Source organism: Ralstonia sp. 22111, assembly GCF_052045895.1.
Classification (GTDB): domain Bacteria; phylum Pseudomonadota; class Gammaproteobacteria; order Burkholderiales; family Burkholderiaceae; genus Ralstonia; species Ralstonia wenshanensis.
The window spans coordinates 1107384-1123536 of record NZ_JBQEPR010000001.1 but is presented as its reverse complement, the minus strand read 5'-3'; the positions used below and the strand labels follow the sequence as shown (position 1 = coordinate 1123536).

13 protein-coding genes are annotated in these 16153 nt (G+C 64.4%); 4 read left to right on the top strand and 9 right to left on the bottom strand.

Annotated elements, in window-relative coordinates; genetic code table 11:
• Positions 1-314: 314 nt before the first annotated feature.
• Positions 315-2768 (bottom strand): ATP-binding protein, encoded by a 2454-nt coding sequence (locus ACTJK4_RS05275; protein WP_440816561.1) that lies wholly within the window; start codon positions 2766-2768, stop codon positions 315-317.
• Positions 2769-2957: 189 nt separating this feature from the next.
• On the bottom strand, positions 2958-5414 hold the full coding sequence (locus tag ACTJK4_RS05270; RefSeq protein ID WP_440816558.1) for an ExeM/NucH family extracellular endonuclease: 2457 nt from the start codon (positions 5412-5414) through the stop codon (positions 2958-2960).
• A 288-nt stretch (positions 5415-5702) separates the two neighbouring features.
• Between ACTJK4_RS05270 and ACTJK4_RS05265 the strand changes: the two genes are divergently transcribed.
• Positions 5703-6335: a LysE family translocator gene (locus ACTJK4_RS05265; RefSeq protein WP_024973328.1), complete on the top strand. Its 633-nt coding sequence runs from the start codon at positions 5703-5705 to the stop codon at positions 6333-6335.
• A gap of 94 nt (positions 6336-6429) precedes the next feature.
• Here the strand turns inward: ACTJK4_RS05265 and ACTJK4_RS05260 are convergent, their stop codons facing one another.
• The 6 genes from ACTJK4_RS05260 to ACTJK4_RS05235 all read right to left on the bottom strand — a co-directional run bounded on the left by ACTJK4_RS05260 (position 6430) and on the right by ACTJK4_RS05235 (position 10697).
• Positions 6430-6657, bottom strand: coding sequence for a sulfurtransferase TusA family protein (locus ACTJK4_RS05260; RefSeq protein ID WP_024976289.1), 228 nt, complete (start codon positions 6655-6657; stop codon positions 6430-6432).
• Between the two features lie 47 nt (positions 6658-6704).
• Positions 6705-7286, bottom strand: a complete 582-nt coding sequence (locus tag ACTJK4_RS05255; RefSeq protein ID WP_440816553.1) for an NUDIX domain-containing protein — start codon at positions 7284-7286, stop codon at positions 6705-6707.
• A 14-nt stretch (positions 7287-7300) separates the two neighbouring features.
• Positions 7301-8347: a threonine aldolase family protein gene (locus tag ACTJK4_RS05250; protein WP_440816550.1), complete on the bottom strand. Its 1047-nt coding sequence runs from the start codon at positions 8345-8347 to the stop codon at positions 7301-7303.
• A 30-nt stretch (positions 8348-8377) separates the two neighbouring features.
• Positions 8378-8566 carry a 4-oxalocrotonate tautomerase gene (locus tag ACTJK4_RS05245; protein ID WP_004629375.1) on the bottom strand — a complete coding sequence of 63 codons (189 nt, stop codon included), beginning with the start codon at positions 8564-8566 and terminating at the stop codon, positions 8378-8380.
• Between the two features lie 55 nt (positions 8567-8621).
• A complete protein-coding gene (locus ACTJK4_RS05240; protein WP_440816545.1) occupies positions 8622-9407 on the bottom strand; it encodes a class II aldolase/adducin family protein in 786 nt (261 codons plus the stop codon).
• Positions 9408-9482: 75 nt separating this feature from the next.
• Positions 9483-10697: a YbfB/YjiJ family MFS transporter gene (locus ACTJK4_RS05235; protein ID WP_440816543.1), complete on the bottom strand. Its 1215-nt coding sequence runs from the start codon at positions 10695-10697 to the stop codon at positions 9483-9485.
• 102 nt (positions 10698-10799) lie between these two features.
• On the opposite strand from ACTJK4_RS05235, the gene ACTJK4_RS05230 reads away from it, so the two are divergent.
• From ACTJK4_RS05230 to ACTJK4_RS05220, 3 genes are all read left to right on the top strand, one after another.
• On the top strand, positions 10800-11708 hold the full coding sequence (locus ACTJK4_RS05230; protein ID WP_232042269.1) for a LysR family transcriptional regulator: 909 nt from the start codon (positions 10800-10802) through the stop codon (positions 11706-11708).
• Positions 11709-11781: 73 nt separating this feature from the next.
• On the top strand, positions 11782-13176 hold the full coding sequence (locus ACTJK4_RS05225) for an NfeD family protein (RefSeq protein ID WP_440816539.1): 1395 nt from the start codon (positions 11782-11784) through the stop codon (positions 13174-13176).
• Positions 13177-13187: 11 nt separating this feature from the next.
• Positions 13188-13946 (top strand): slipin family protein, encoded by a 759-nt coding sequence (locus ACTJK4_RS05220; RefSeq protein ID WP_232042267.1) that lies wholly within the window; start codon positions 13188-13190, stop codon positions 13944-13946.
• A 6-nt stretch (positions 13947-13952) separates the two neighbouring features.
• Here ACTJK4_RS05220 and ACTJK4_RS05215 read toward each other — a convergent pair whose 3' ends face one another.
• Positions 13953-16061: a TonB-dependent siderophore receptor gene (locus ACTJK4_RS05215; RefSeq protein WP_440816536.1), complete on the bottom strand. Its 2109-nt coding sequence runs from the start codon at positions 16059-16061 to the stop codon at positions 13953-13955.
• Positions 16062-16153 lie beyond the last annotated feature (92 nt).

Sequence of the window (16153 nt, the reverse complement as noted above, 5' to 3'; positions counted from 1 at the left end):
ATCCGCGGCACGAACGTGCTGGATTTGGTCGAGAACAAATGCCTATCGAAGAAGGCAGGCGCAAGTATTCCAAGCGTGGCGGCTGCGCCATATCAGACTGTTCTGAAAAAGCGGTCGGGATTCGTGCTCTTGCGGGCACGTCGCCTTACGCCAATCGGGCGTGAAGGCTTTCTCGTTGCGAACGCGGCGGCTCGCTAGGTGCGCTGTAGAACCAAGAATCGGAGCCGCAAGAGGCTCCATGTCGCCTCAGGCGAGGCGTACAACGCATTTTTGGGGATGTAGGATCGGAGCGAGGTTCGCTCTGGGGTGCAGGCTCAGGTGTCGGCGCCGTCCGTCGGGTGTAGCGATTGGAGCAGCGCCAGAAGCGCCTGCGCGTCTGCGGTGATGTCACTGGACGCCTGTGAAAGATGCCGCTCCAACTCGCTTGCCGCCTGACGCGTTTGCAGGTCGTCCACAACGGCGGCGGCGCCGGATATTCGATGCGCCGCCCGACGTGCCTGGTAGATGTTCCGAAGGGCGACGCCTTGGGCAAGCATCTCAAGGTCGGTTCTCATGGTCTGTCGATAGATTGCCAGTATGTCCGCCGTCGGCGCCACCTCGTGCTCTGCCGGCACCGTGTGGGAGTCGGAATCGCCATGGCCACACCAAAGTTCGATCAGCTCACGCAATGCGGCCAGACGCAGCGGCTTGCCGAGGACACCGTCCATGCCGCTGTCGAAACAGCGCATGCGATGCGCATCGTCAGCTGCGGCAGAAATGGCCACGATCGGGGTCCGCTCGGCGCCGCGCTGGTGTTCGATCTCGCGCATGCGCTGCGCAACGGTATAGCCGTCGATGCCTGGCAGATTGCAGTCGAGCAGCACCATGTCAAACGCTGTCGACACAAACTGTTCGAGCGCCGCTTCGCCCGTACCAGCAATGGCCGAGCGACAAGCCAGCGCATCAAGCTGATGCTGGATCGCGTGCTGCACCGCCTCGTGATCGTCGACGACCAGGATTAGCGGTCCATCCTTCGATTCCGGCATCAACGGCTTGTGGGGCCGACGCAGAGATGTCGCTTGCGCGCCGGCCGACGAGTCTGCCGGTGCACCCTGCGATGCGGACTCCGGGTGCGACTCGCGCACCGGCAACATGACAGTGAATACCGTGCCGACCTCGGGGCTGCTGCTGACGGTGATCACGCCGCTCATCAGATCGACCAGTTCGCGGCAGATCGACAAGCCGAGCCCACTGCCGCTCGCGCCGCGATTACCCGGGCTTTCCACACGTGCGTAAGGCTCGAAGATGTTCCGCTGGCGCTCCGCGGGAATGCCCATGCCCGTATCTCTGACCTCGAGTACGAGCGTGCCATTGCCACGACGCTTGCGCGGCAGGTAATCGACGCGCAGAACCACCTTGCCGACCGCGGTGAACTTGATCGCATTTACCAACAGGTTCAGGACGATCTGCCGCACGCGCATGGGGTCGATCTCTACGCTGAAATCGCGGGCGCATGCAAGATCGAGGGACAACGCCAGTTTTTTCTCTTCCGAACGCCAACGCACCATGTCGAGCGTCTGCTCGGCCCACGGCCCGATCTCGGTTGACCGAGGCGCGAGTGTCACACTGCGCGATTCGAGGCGCGAGTATTCGAGAACATCGTCGAGCAACGCCAGGAGGGTTTCCGATGCCGAGACCGCTGCATTCGCACGGTTTGCCTGCTCGCCAGTCAGCCGTGATCGCTGCAACAACTCCAGCGACGCAAGAATGGTGTGCATGGGTGTGCGGATTTCGTGGCTGATGAACGCGAGGAACATGGCCTTGTCGCGCTCACTGCGTACGGCGGCGACGCGCGCGCGCCACAGCACGTACGCCAGCACCGCGAACGCCAGCACAACACCGCCGACAAGGGCGACCTGCCGCCAGCGGTAATGCAGGATCGATGCTAGCGACGGCGCGCCGTAATCCGTTGTTTCTTGCCAGCGGTGCCGGATGGCATCGGCATCGGATGCCGGAATTGCGGTCAGCGACTTATCGAGAATCGACGCCAGCACGGCGTTGTTTTCGCGCGTGACCATCGTCAGCGCATATGGACGGTCCCAGATGCTTCCCGAGAGAAAAAGTCGACCCTTGAACTGGCGATTCAACTGCGGAAGGATTGACGCGTCAGTCCCGAGGGCAGCGTCCGCCTCGTCATTTGCGACGGCATCCAGCGCATCGGACTCGTCCTGAAACGTCAGCAACGTTACGGGTACATCGCTGTGGCGAATTGCAAGTTCGAGCCCGCCGCCGCCTTTGATTGCGATGCGCTTGCCGGCCAACTGCGGGAAGCCGGCAAACAGGTTTTCACGCTCGGCCGTGACGATTGTGATTGTGCCGACGTAGTACGGCGTACTCGCAATGAAGCCATCTCGGTATGGCACCGTGTCATAGTTCTTGCTCCAGTCGGGCAACATGTCGATGCTGCCGGACTTCAACGCTGCGATGGAGCCTTTCCAGCACGCTCCATCGACATATTCAAAGCGCAGCCCGCTCAGCTCCGAAACCGCATCGAGGAACGACGGAACGATGCCGACCACCTTGCCGCCTTCGACAAACTCGAATGGCCGCCAATGTGCATTCACGCAGGTACGCACCACCGGATGCGCGGCGATCCAGGCATGCTCTTCCGGCGTGAACAGCGACGTTGCGGCCGCGTGGGCGCCCCCGGACATCAGCGCCAGCCATGCACCCAGGATCAGCGTGCGCACTATCGCCGCTACATTCTTCACAGCATCCCCAGTCGCCATATCGGAATCGATTGCATCGGCACGTCGCGTTCGTGATATTGCCGACCTGCCAGTCCACAAGCTTAATTCAGTCCCGAACCGGATGGTCGGAAACTGCCTTAAGGCCGTGTCGAACGGTCAGCAAACACACGGATGCGATTCGAATGGTGATGGAGCTGCAGCACGTCGCCCGAGGAAGAACGCGGACGCTCAAGCCAGACACGGGCGGCGCCGCGCCAGGGCTACGGCAGCGGCCGCCAGTGCGAGCCCAAGGATGGGATCCACCGCACCGGCACCCCCCACCCCTGGACTGCCCGTGGCCCCACCCGCCGCCGCATCGCCTTCCGGACTTGTGCCGCCACCTGTGGTCTGTGTATCCAGCGCGAAGTCGACCAGCACCGGGTCATGGTCGGAAGACCGGTACGCATCCGGCGCGTAGAGCGTCAGTTGCTGCTCGGCGCTCTTGTATGCGAACGCATATTCCAGCGCGACTGGTTCATCGGCATTGATGTGCCACTCGTGCACGGCGCGCACGCGCTCGGCAAGGCCTGAAGTGACAAGCGCATGGTCGATGTAGCCGGATTCGCCGCCATACACATAGCTGTAAGCGTCCTTGCCGATGAACTTGGCCACCATGTCGGCATAGCCCTTGTCGGCAAGGAGCGCAACGGGATCTTCCTTGGCATAGCTGTTGAGATCACCGATGAGGAGCTTGCCGACATCGGCCACGCCGGTCGGCGAGGTCGTCAGCCAGTCGGCGATCAGGCCGGCAGCGCGCACGCGGGTGGGGTTCCAGCAACTCTGACCATCGCCCTGGTCGGCGTCCTTACCAGTTGCGCCGGAGCAGCCCTTCGACTTCAGGTGATTGACGACCACGGTGAAGTTCTGCGCGCCGCCGATGGTTCGAAAGCTGCGCGCCAGCGGCTGGCGGTTCTTGTTGTCGATGGCCAACGTGGCCGGCACCCCCACAGGCTCCACGGTGCGGCTGTTGTAAAGGATGGCCACCGTAATTGCGTCACTGCCGAGCTTCGGCACACCCGGATCGACGTAGCGCCAGTCGGCGCCCAGCTGGGTAGTCAAGCGGCGGATGGCGCTGAGGTCACCGTAGCCGTCGTTCTCGATTTCCATCAGGCCGACCACATCGGCATTGATGGCGCGGATGGCGGCGACGATCTTGGCTTCCTGGCGCTCGAACTCGGCCTGTGTCTCGGCGCCGCGGTTGGTTGGATCATCAAAACCAGCGCCTTTGCCGTTACCGTTGAAGTAGTTCAGTACGTTGAACGAGGCCACGCGCACATCCGTCTGCGCGTGGCGTGCAGGTGCTCCGGCGCGCGGGTTCGTGGCCGCGTTGAAAGCCGGTGCAGCCGCACCCGGCACGGGCTGCAGGCGCCAGGCGTTGTAGCGCATTTCCAGCACGCCCTGCACACCGCTCACTGTATAGCCGGCGCGCACGGGGTTCGCCGCAGACAGGTCCGGCGCCGGGTAGCGCACGTTGGCGGGATTCTGCTGGTTGGAACCATCGTCAAGCACGATGCGGTTCAGCGCGTTGCTTGCAGCCTGCGCCGCGGCGGCGTTTCCGGGCGGTGCCACGTTGGTAGGCAACGGTAGGCGTCCGTTGCTGAGCAGCAGACTGCCGTAGCGTCCGAGTTCGTAGGTTTCGCTCACTGTCAGCGTCTGCGGCAGGCGCACGAGCATCCCTTCATATGCCGAGAGCGCTCTGGCATCACCCACGGGCAGTGTCACGTCGACTGGCGTCACGCTGTTGCCGCTGGCACAACCGGCGATGCCATTGGTGGCCAGCGTCAACTGCGTCTGGCCGTACTTTTCCTCGACCTTGCCGACGAGATGAACGAGATCACCGGCGCGGGCGGTGACGCCCGGCGCGTAGACAAACAACCCTTCCGACACGCCCGGCAGTCTGCGGCGCTGTGCATCGGGTTGCTGCACGAAGAAGCCGTTAAAGCCTGTGGCGCCACTGTAGTCGGCGGTCACGACGGCTTCGATCTCGACGTTCCCGCCGGCCAGCGGCGAAGTGGCCCCGGCGCCCTGCACATCCGCAAGGTGCGTTACCGGTGCGCCGCACATTGCAACGGCAGGCGGTAGCGTGACAGCGCCCTGCCCGTTGTACAGACCAAGGTCGGAGAAGTCATCGACGTTGAACGCATCCCATTGCGCGGACGGATCGAAAGCAGCCGTCGCTGCCGTATCACCCTGTTTCACCGCGCCTTTGCGGCGCAGCGTGTGGTCCTTCGTGCCGGCGCTGGCCGTACCCCAGAAGCCTGACGACGGTTGATAGCCGACCTGGCCGATGCGGTCCACAACGACGCCGGAACGCGTGAGCGTCAGCGCGTCGTCGCCGTTGAAGGAGAACGCCGCCGTCTGGTTGACGCGGGAGCCGAGCACGCTGGCGAGCGTGCTGTGCGCCATCACATGCACGGCGCCCGGCGCCAGCTTGCCGGAGAGCGCAAACGATGCGGTGGGCGTACTGCCGCCATTGTTGTACTGCTCGATCTTGTAGACCGACAGATCGGCCTCCGCGCCGTCCGGGTTGTAGATTTCGATGGCCTTGTTGTTCGAGCTGCCTTCGACGTACTCGCTGATGAGCAACTCGGCATGGGCCGGCAACGCCATGAAAAACATGGCGGAAAGGATGGAATGCAGGTGCATGGGGACGGGGATGGAGGGATCAAAAAAAATGGGGGGCGGCATACCTTCAACAACGCCGATGACGCACGCATGGCATGTGGCCACCGATCGTTCAGCATTCTCTAAGCCGTCCCTGCCCTGTCGGCTGCCCTCATCAAAAAATGAAACACGCGTCGCCGTCATCTGTGCGTTACAACCCGGGACCGATACAGAATTGCCGAAAATTGTGTTTTTCTGTACCTGTCGGGCGATTGACGACGGGTGCTAGCCTGCAAGCTCTTCATCCTTGCCGCTGACATCGAGCCCGCCATGCCTACCCTCACCAACCTGCTCACCTTTGCCCTGGTTGCGCTCGGCATGGTGCTGACGCCGGGCCCGAACATGATCTACCTGATCTCGCGCTCGATCTGCCAAGGGCGCAACGCGGGGCTCGTGTCGCTGGCGGGTATCGCCACGGGCTTCGTCTTCTACATGCTGTGTGCGGCATTCGGCATCACAGCGTTGCTGATGGCCGTGCCGTTTGCCTACGATGCACTGCGCTTTGGTGGCGCGATCTATCTGCTGTATCTCGCCTGGCAGGCGGTGCGACCGGGCGGCCGTGCGCCCTTCCAGGTGCGCGAACTGCCGGTGGACAGCCCGCGCAAGCTCTACACGATGGGCTTGCTGACCAGCCTGCTCAATCCGAAGGTGGCAGTGCTGTATCTGTCATTGCTGCCGCAGTTCATCGAGCCGGCGCACGGCAGCGTGCTGGTGCAGTCGGTCTGCCTGGGGGTCACGCAAATCTGCGTGAGCGTGACCGTCAATTCGATGATCGCCGCCACAGCGGGCAGCATCGCTGCGTTCCTCTCGCGCAAGCCGAGCTGGTTGTCGGTCCAGCGCTACCTGATGGGTACCGTGCTGACCAGCCTGGCGCTGCGCATGGCGATGGAAGCACGCAAGTAAGCCACACGAATTCGCGAAGCGATTCGCCGCCAAATGACAACGGGGCGATCCGGCAAAACCGGATCGCCCCGTTGTCATTGAACGCGCGGCCAGATCAGCGGCGGCGCATGTAGAACGTGAACACCTTGTCCTGCTCGCTGTGCTCCAGCAGCTCGTTGCCGGTCTGCTTGGCGAATGCCTGGAAGTCCCGCGTGGCGCCGGGGTCGGTAGCAAGAATCTTGAGCACATCGCCGCTTTGCATGTCGGCAAGCGCCTTCTTCGTGCGCAGGATGGGCAGCGGGCAATTCAGGCCGCGCGCGTCGATTTCCTTCTGAAACTCCATGTCTTCCTCAGTGGTACGGGCAAGCGGCGCGGTGCCGCTCGCATCAGTTATTCCGTGATTGTAACGAGCCGCGTCGGCTGCCACTGGCGCGGCGGCGGCTCGGCGGGCTCGCCGGTGCGGATGTCGATATAGCTGACAGGCAGGCCGCGTGCCATCAGAAAATCTGCAACGGCATAGCCGGTGCCGGCCGTCCAGGGGCGGACTTTCTCAAACGGCTTCAGGCGGTATTCGACCAACTCTTCCGACAGCGCGATCTCACCATCGGCCAACACGTGGTACGCGATGATCAGTTCGTTCTTGCGGATGAACTCATACACGCCGATCAGCGAGATCGATTGTGCATTGAGGTTCGTCTCTTCCTTCAGCTCGCGGGCAATGCCCTCTTCCGGCGTCTCGTCGCGTTCGAGAAAGCCAGTCACGAGCGCGAACATGCCTTCCGGCCACAACGCGTTGCGCGCCAGGAACATCTGCCCGCGATATTCGACAACCGCCGCCAAGACAGGCAGCGGATTGTTCCAGTGCACGAAGCCGCAGTCCTGCGCTGGGCACGCAATGCGCAGGCGGCCGGCATTGTGCTGCTCGACAAGCGGCGTGGCGCATTGCGGACAAAAGCGGTAGTCGAAGCTCATGGCAGTCAGATCGATTAAGTGGCCTGCGCGCAGGCTGCGCGAATATCGGCGGCGAAGGCTTCCACCGTCTCGGGTTGCACATCCCACGAGCACATCAGGCGGCAGCCGCCGGCGCCAATGAACGTATAGAAGCGCCAGCCGCGTGCGCGCAGCGCCTCGATGGCAGGCACCGGCAACTCGGCAAACACCGCGTTCGATTCGGTCGGGAACATGATGCGCACGCCCGGCACATCGGCAATGCGCGCATGCAGAAGCTTCGCCATCGCATTGCCGTGACGCGCGTTGCGCAGCCAGACATCGTTTTCAAGCAGACCCAGCCACGGCGCCGAGATGAAGCGCATCTTCGACGCCAGCTGCCCCGCCTGCTTGACGCGATAGGCGAAGTCTTCCGCCAGGCGGCGATCGAAGAAGACAACCGCCTCGCCGACCGGCAGACCGTTCTTCGTGCCGCCAAAGCAGAGCACATCCACGCCGGCGCGCCACGTGATCTCGGACGGATGCACGCCGAGCGACGCCACCGCATTCGCAAAACGCGCGCCGTCCATGTGCACGCGCAATTGGCGACGCTTGGCAATCGCGGCAATGGCGCGCACCTCGTCCACGGTGTAGACGGTGCCGACTTCCGTCGACTGCGTCAGCGAAACGACCTTCGGCTTTGGATAGTGAATATCGGAGCGCCGCGTGACGAGCGCCTCGACCGCGTCCGGCGTGAGCTTGCCGTTCTCGCCCTGGGCGGTCAGCAGCTTGGATCCGTTGGAGAAGAACTCCGGACCGCCGCATTCATCCGTCTCGATGTGTGCTAGCTCGTGGCAGATCACCGAGTGATACGACTGGCACAGCGACGACAGCGCCAGCGAATTGGCGGCCGTGCCGTTGAAGACGAAGAAGACTTCGCAATCGGTCTCGAACAGATCGCGGATGCGATCGCACACGCGCTGCGTCCACGAATCATCGCCATAGGCCGGCTCGTGGCCGCTGCCGTTGGCCTCCAGGAAATACTTCAGAGACTCCGGGCAGAAGCCCGCGTAGTTGTCTGAGGCGAAATGCTGCTTGGGCTGCATGGCGGGCCGGCAAATGGAAGTGGAAGAAAGTTACTTCTGTTCGGACCACAGCACGCCGCCGGTGGCCCAGTTTTCGCGCTTGATGTCGGTGATGATGATGTCGACGGCGCCCGGCGCGCAGCCCAGCGATTCGCACGTGACACGCGTCACTTCTTCGACGAGCTTCCTCTTCTGCTCAACGCTGCGGCCCTCGAACATCTCGATGTGGAAAGTCGGCATGGTGTCTCCTGTTAAGTGAGTCGCTTTGACGGTCGCGTCGGTTGGGTCAGTCGCGTCAGTCACGATATGAGGCATCGATTTTATCCAGTTTGCGCAAGAGCGCCGGCCACTCGATCACGCCTTCGATGGCGCCGCCATCTTCGAGCTGTTCGGCCGCGCGATCTGCCACTTCCGGTGCGGGCGAGACGACCTCGCCGCCGGCCAGCGCCTGGATCTGAATCTCGCATGCCTTGATGAGCGTGGCCATCAGCACGTGCGCCTCGGCCACGGTCCGGCCGATGGTCAGCGTGCCGTGGTTGCGCAGCAGCATGGCGAAATGGTTGCCCAGCGATGCGGTCAGGCGCGCGCCCTCTTCCGGCGTGAACGCAAGGCCTTCGTAATCGTGATACGCGATGCGCCGGTGAAACCGTAGCGCATGCTGAGACAGCGGCAGCAGCCCCCGCCTCTGCGCCGACACAGCAATGCCCGCCGTGTTATGCAGATGGATCACGCACTGCGCGTCGGACCGGGCGGCGTGCACGGCTGCGTGCAACGCAAAGCCCGTTACGTTGACGGACGGACGCGTCACTCCATCGGGCCAATCGCCGACAAGCTGGCCGCGGCCATTGATCTTGACGAGGTTGGACGCGGTGATCTCGTCGAACGCCAGGCCGAACGCGTTGATCAGGAAGTGATCCGGCTCGCCAGGCACGGTGGCCGACAGATGGGTGTAGACGAGGTCGTCCCAACCGTTGAGCGCGGCCAGACGATACGCGGCGGCAAGATCGACGCGCACCGCCCGCTCGGCCTGGCTGATCTCGCCGCCGGGCACGACGGCATCGGGGCGCAAGGCAAAAGACATGGGGCTCCTCCAATGGAGGAGGCATTCTAGAACGGGTGCGCGGACCGCGTTGTACGCGCCTTCACATGCCGCGCATCACGCACGCACCGGGGCCGCCCGCTTGACCGCGAGAAAGGTCGCCACACCCGCCACCAGCGACACCGCTGCCACCGCCAGCGATGCATTGAAGCCGCCCGTGGCCGCAAACAGGCGGTTCGCCAGCGGCGGCCCCGCGATCTGGCCGATGCCGTACGCGGCCGTCATGAGCCCCATCAGACGCGGCACGGCATGCGGCCAGAGCCGGCGCGCCTCGCGCATGGCAAACAGCGTGATCGCCGTGAACGGCAGGCCGAGCAGCGTGCTGGAAAGCGCCAGCCCCGTCACCGTGGGCCACATAATGCTGATAGTCACGGCAACCGCCTGCATGGCGTAGGCCGTGGCCAGCAGCGAGCGGTTATCGCGCGCCAGGCTGATCCGTGTGGAAAGGAACGCCCCGAGCGCCACCCCCGCACCGAACATCGGCCAGAACAGATCGGGCCAGACCGAACCCGCCGGCAGCACCTTGCGCGCGATCACGGGCAGGAACGTGGCGGTGATGATGTAGCCGAAGCCCGCCAGGCCGTAGGCAATCGTCAGCGCGCTGGTAGGCGCATCCAGCCCGGGTGCCGTGCCGGATGGAGCCGGCGCCGGAGCGGCATGCGCATGCGCCTCAGGCCGGATGGTCGACCACACCGCCGCCGAGAGCAGCGCCGACAGCACGCCAAACGCCATCCATGCCGACGTTGCGTGCCAACCCAGCGCCACCATGCCGCTGGCCGCCAAGCCCGGAATGGCGATGCCAAGGCCCGGCCCGCAGAAAATGATGCCGCCGAGCGCCGCATGGCCCAGCTCGGTCAGCCGATGAAGGCACCAGCCCGCCGTAAAGACAAACACCAGCGCGCTGGCCATGCCGGCCGCAAAGCGCAGCAGAAGCCACGCAGGCTGCCCTTGCAGGACGCCCATTCCGGCGGTCAGCAGCACCGTCGCAACCAGACCGGTGCGGATGAGCCGCGCCGCGTCGCCGCGCACGGCCATGCAGGCCAGCGCGCCAACGAAATAGCCCAGGTAGTTGCCGGTTGCCAGCCAGCTGCCCTGCGCCAGCGTCAGGCTGCCGTCGTGAAGCATCATCGGCAGGATCGGCGTGAAGGCGAAGCGGCCGATGCCCATCGCCACGGACAGCGCCACCATGCCCGCAATCGCCACGCGCCATGCGGTGGCCCGCTGAGAACGCGCGGCGGACAAGGCTGAGGGAGACGACAGGATGTGCTCCATGAGAAGGCCTGGATGAGGAAATCGGCACTTCATCGTACGCAAGGCCGTTCATCCTGAAAAATGAATTATATTGAACAAACCCATTAGCATTTGAGATACATCATGGATCTGTCCTCGCTCGAGATCTTCCGGACGGTGGTGCGGGAAGGTGGTGTCACCCGAGCGGCCCAGCAGCTCAATCGCGTGCAGTCGAATGTGACGACACGCATCCGCCAGCTGGAGGCTTCGCTCGGCGTGCAGCTATTTGTGCGCGAAAGCAAGCGCATGGTGCTGACGCCCGCCGGGCAGACCCTGCTGACCTACGCCGACGACATCCTCCGCCTGGCCGCCGAAGCGCGCCAGGCCGTGCAGCCGCGGGAGCCGCACGGGCGCCTGCGCATCGCGTCCATGGAAAGCACGGCGGCCAGCCGCCTTCCTGCCCTGCTGGCAACGCTGCATCAACGCTGGCCGCGCGTGCAGCTTGAACTCGTGACAATGACCACGCGCCAGTCCCTCCAGGCGCTGTCGAACTTTGAAGTCGACTGCGCGTTCGTTGCCGAAACGGCATGCCTGAACAACACGCGTGCCGCCATGACCACGCTGCCGGCGTTTGCGGAAGAGCTGGTGCTGATTGCTCACCGCGCCCATCCGCCAATCCGCCGCGCCGCCGACGTGCAGACCACCGGCATGCTCGCGTTCGAACCCGGCTGCGCCTATCGGCAATTGATCGAAGACTGGTTTGCAGCAGATGGCGTAGTGCCGTCGCGGGTACTGGAGCTTGGCTCGTACCACGCCATCATCGCGTGCGCGGCGGCCGGGATTGGCGTGGCGCTGGTGCCGCGCTCGGTGCTCGAGCTGTACACGAATGCGCCGGAAATCAGCATCCACACGCTGGACAAGCCAGGCCGTGTCGACACACTGCTAGCCTGGCATCGCGACATGGCTGGCCCCGCCCTGCAGGCGCTCTTGCAGGTGCTGAGCGAGCCGCAACCAACGGCAAGTGCAACCGCACGCGAAGCCATTGCCGCCTAAACTGAAAGCGGATATCGGGATTGCGCCGCCGGCCTGATCGGGCAGAGCGCAGCAATCACGGAGGGAGGCGCAGATGCGACCGTCGTTGCGGATGCGGCATTGGATGGGATGGTTGCCGGCGGTCATCGCCGCGGTGTGGACCAGCCTTGCCGCGGCAGCCGCGCCGGTCGTGGTGTTGCCTGTAACGGGTGCCATCGGGCCGGCAAGCGCAGCCTACGTGATCCGCGGCCTGCAGCGGGCGCGTGATCAAGGAGCGCAGCTCGTTGTGCTGCAAATGGATACGCCCGGCGGCCTCGATGCGTCGATGCGCCAGATCATTCAAGCCATCCTTGCGTCGCCCGTGCCGGTTGCAGGCTACGTGGCCCCCGGCGGCGCGCGGGCAGCGAGCGCGGGCACCTACATCCTCTACGCCTGCCACGTTGCCGCGATGGCGCCGGCCACGAATCTGGGTGCGGCTTCTCCCGTGGCGATCGGCATGGGCGGCCACGCCCCCAGCCCCGGCGAAGGCGCCAAGCCGGCCAGCGCGCCAGCCGCCACGTCCAGTAATGAAGACACCCTGGCCCGCAAGCAGATGCACGACGCCGCGGCGTACATTCGCGGCCTGGCCCAGCTGCGCGGTCGCAATGCCGAGTGGGCCGAGCGCGCCGTTCGCGAAGCGGTCAGCCTCGACGCACCCGAGGCCGCCAGCCAGCACGTGATTGACCTTGTTGCGGCAAGCCTTCCGGATCTGCTCAAGCAAGTCGACGGCCGTGCGGTGCGCACGTCCGCCGGCGTGGTCACGCTGCGTACAGCCGAGGCCACGACCGTCACGCTGGAGCCCGACTGGCGCAACCACTTCCTCGGCGTCATTACCGACCCAAGCCTGGCGCTGTTGCTGCTGACGGTGGGCGTGTATGCACTGATCTTCGAGTTCTCGACGCCGGGCATGGTCGTGCCAGGCATCCTCGGCGCGGTGTGCATCGTGGTGGCGCTTTACGGGCTGCAGATGCTGCCGATCAACTACGCGGGGCTTGCCCTCATCGCACTTGGCCTGGCTTGTATGGTGGCTGAAGCATTCCTGCCGACGTTCGGCGCGCTCGGCGTGGGCGGCATCGTTGCGTTCGTGCTGGGCGCGGTGATGCTGATCGATACGCAAACGCCTGGCTTTGGCGTGCCGCTTCCGCTCATCATCGGACTGGCCTTCGTGAGCCTGACTGTTGTTCTAGCGCTCTCCAGCCTGGCGGTGCGTGCGCGACGGCGGCCGATCGTGACCGGCGGCGATACGCTCATCGGCATGACAGGCGAAGTGGTGGACGTCGATACACCGGACGCCGATGCCGATAGCGATGGCTGGGCGCGCATCCATGGCGAGCGCTGGCGCGTGCGCTGTGACGGCGGCATCGCGCGTGGCGATCAGGTGCGTGTAATCGCCCGGCATGGGCTGACACTGATGGTCGAACCCGTCGCCCCCGTCGCCGCGTCTTCATAAGGAGAAGAAAAATGCTTTATGGCTTCTTCAGCGCGGGCGGCCTGATCTTCCTGGCCGTGCTGCTGGTCATCTCGTCGTTCCGGGTGCTGCGCGAATACGAGCGCGGCGTGGTGTTCCTGCTCGGCCGCTTCTGGCGCGTGAAGGGGCCGGGGCTGGTGCTCATCGTGCCGGCGATCCAGCAGATGGTGCGCGTGGACTTGCGCACGGTGGTGATGGACGTGCCGCCGCAAGATGTGATCTCGCACGACAACGTGTCGGTCAAGGTCAACGCGGTGGTGTATTTCCGTGTGGTCGACCCCGAGCGCGCCATCATCCAGGTGGCCAACTATCTGGAAGCGACAAGCCAGCTCGCGCAGACGACACTGCGCGCCATCCTGGGCAAGCACGAGCTGGACGAGATGCTGGCCGAGCGGGAAAAGCTCAATCTCGATATCCAGAAGGTCCTCGACATCCAGACCGACCCGTGGGGCATCAAGATCGCGAACGTGGAGATCAAGCACGTCGACCTGAACGAATCGATGATCCGCGCCATCGCCCGCCAGGCCGAGGCCGAACGCGAACGCCGCGCCAAGGTCATCCACGCGGAAGGCGAGCTGCAGGCATCGGAAAAGCTGCTCGAAGCCGCACGCATGCTGGCCCAGCAGCCCGAGGCAATCCAGTTGCGCTACCTGCAGACGCTCACGCAGATCGCCGGCGACAAAAGCTCGACGATTGTCTTTCCGCTGCCGATGGAAGTGCTGGGCGCAGCGAAGAAAGCGGCGGGCGGCTGACACGCATCACAGATCAATCTTCATGCCGAGCTTGAAGAGGCGCGGTACGCCCATCGACAGACGGTTGTTGCCGGCGCCCGCCCAGTAGCGCTTGTCGGTCAGGTTGTCGACATTGAATTGCAGCGTTGCCCGTTTGCCCGAGATGCGTGTCACATAGCGCACGCCTGCACTGAAGAGCGTGGTGCCACCCAGTTCGGCTTGATTGGCATCGTTCACCGGGCGCGGGCCGAGGTAGTACGCGCCCGCGTTGAATGAGACAGAACGCAGCATCGGCAACGTGTATTCGGCAAAGAGGCTGCCGGTGCTGCGCGGCGTGTTCTCCGGGGTTTTCCCGTCGAGGCCATTACCGACACCACGGAACTTCGCGTCCGTCCAGCCGGCGGAAGCCAGCAGCGACAGGTCCTTGGTGACGCGGCCCTGCGCGGTCAGCTCGATACCGCGAATCCGCTCGCGGCCGTCTTGCACGAAGACGTTTGCGTCGTTGGTGTAGCTCGCTGCGCGGTCGATGTCGTACGCGGCGGCAGCGAGCTGCGTGCCGGCCGGCGTTTCGTAGCGCACGCCCACTTCCTTCTGTTCGGACAGCGCCGGCGGCATGGCCACATTGGCGTTGGCGGCCGTGTTCGGTGCCCGCGCGCCGGCTTCCAGCCCTTGCGCGTACGACGCATACGCCGACAGCGCCGGCGTGAACTTATAGATGACCGCCCCCAGCGGCGTGGTCTTGCTGGCCTCGTAGCGGTTGGGCGCCTGCTCGCTGGTGTAGCGCGTGTAGCGCAGGCCGGCGATCACCTGCCAGTGCTGCGACAGCGTCATGCGATCCAGCGCGTAGACGCCCGTATCCACCGCGCGCTGCTCGGCCGTAAAACCAGTGCCCGTGGTGGGGAGCCAGCCAAGGTCGACGGGGTTGTACAGATTCTGCGCACCTGAGAAGCGGTCCGAATACACGGCCGCTTGGCGCATGTCGGACCGCGCAATGCCGAAGGTCAGGTCATGCGTGATCCAACCCGTCTTTTCCGTTCCGGAAACGTCTGCCCGCACGTGACTGGTGTTCCAGCGGCCGCTCTGTCGCTGGCCGGACAGCGTGCCAGCGCCTGTCAGCGCATTGGTCAGCTTGAATTCCGAAAACGCCCGCGTGCGCGCCGTCTCCGACATGCCGCCTTCCACCGTCAGCAGCCACGCATCGGCGAGCGCATAGTCCGCACGCAGCAGCGCGTTGGTGTTGTTGCCATCAAAGTCGGCCCAGCCCGGCGCAATGCGTTTGCTCGGGTCGGGCATGGCCGGCAACGTGATGACGCCGTTTTTGGCGGCGGGCAGCGTCACCACCGACTGTTCGGTGATGACCTTGCGCGAATATTCCACGTCGGCTTTCAAGCTCAGCCGGCTGTTGACCTTCCAGTCGAAGGCCACGGCGGCAAGCTGGCGCGTACCGTCAATGCCGCTTGTCGGCGACTGCAAAGCGCCACCCGCCGCGTTGAAGCGAATGCCGTACTGATTGTCTTCACCAAAGCGGCGCCCGACGTCGAGCGTGCCGACGGCGGTGCCGTTGCTGTCGAACTGCATGCCCAGCGTGGTGACGGGCGTGTTGCCCGCGCGCTTCGTAACAAGGTTCACCACGCCGCCCGGCGTCGTGTAGCCGTAATACAGCGCCGACACGCCCTTGAGCACCTCCACGCGCTCCTTATCTTCAAGCGGCATTGCCGTGAGCGCGGGAATCGGCATCGAGCCGTTGAAGCGGAAATTGGTGCGGTTCTCCAGCGTCACGCCGCGGATGGCAAGGTTGTCGAACGTTTCGCCTGAGAGCTGCTGGCGCGTCACGCCGGCTGTATTGCGCAGCGCGTCGTACAGCGACGTGTCTTGCTGCGCGTCCAGCGCCTCGCGCGTGACCACGTTCACGGTCGCGGGAATATCGCGCAACGCCATGCCGCGGAATGCTCCGACCTCCGCCGTGCTGGCTGCAAAACCCCGCTGGCTGCCTGCCGTGACGGTGGTCTCATTCAGATCGACCGTGGCGGCATCTGCGCGGGGCTGGCTTTCTTCGGCATGGGCCAACGTGGAAACAGCAAGAGGAATGGCGGCGAGCGCGCAGGAGAATGCGCGGGCCGCGAGAAGACGGTTCATCGCAGACAATGGGACGATCAGAAGTGGCAAAACCAGACGCGCGACAACGCAGTCATGCGTTGGGGATGAAAAAACGCGCCGCAAAACTTCAC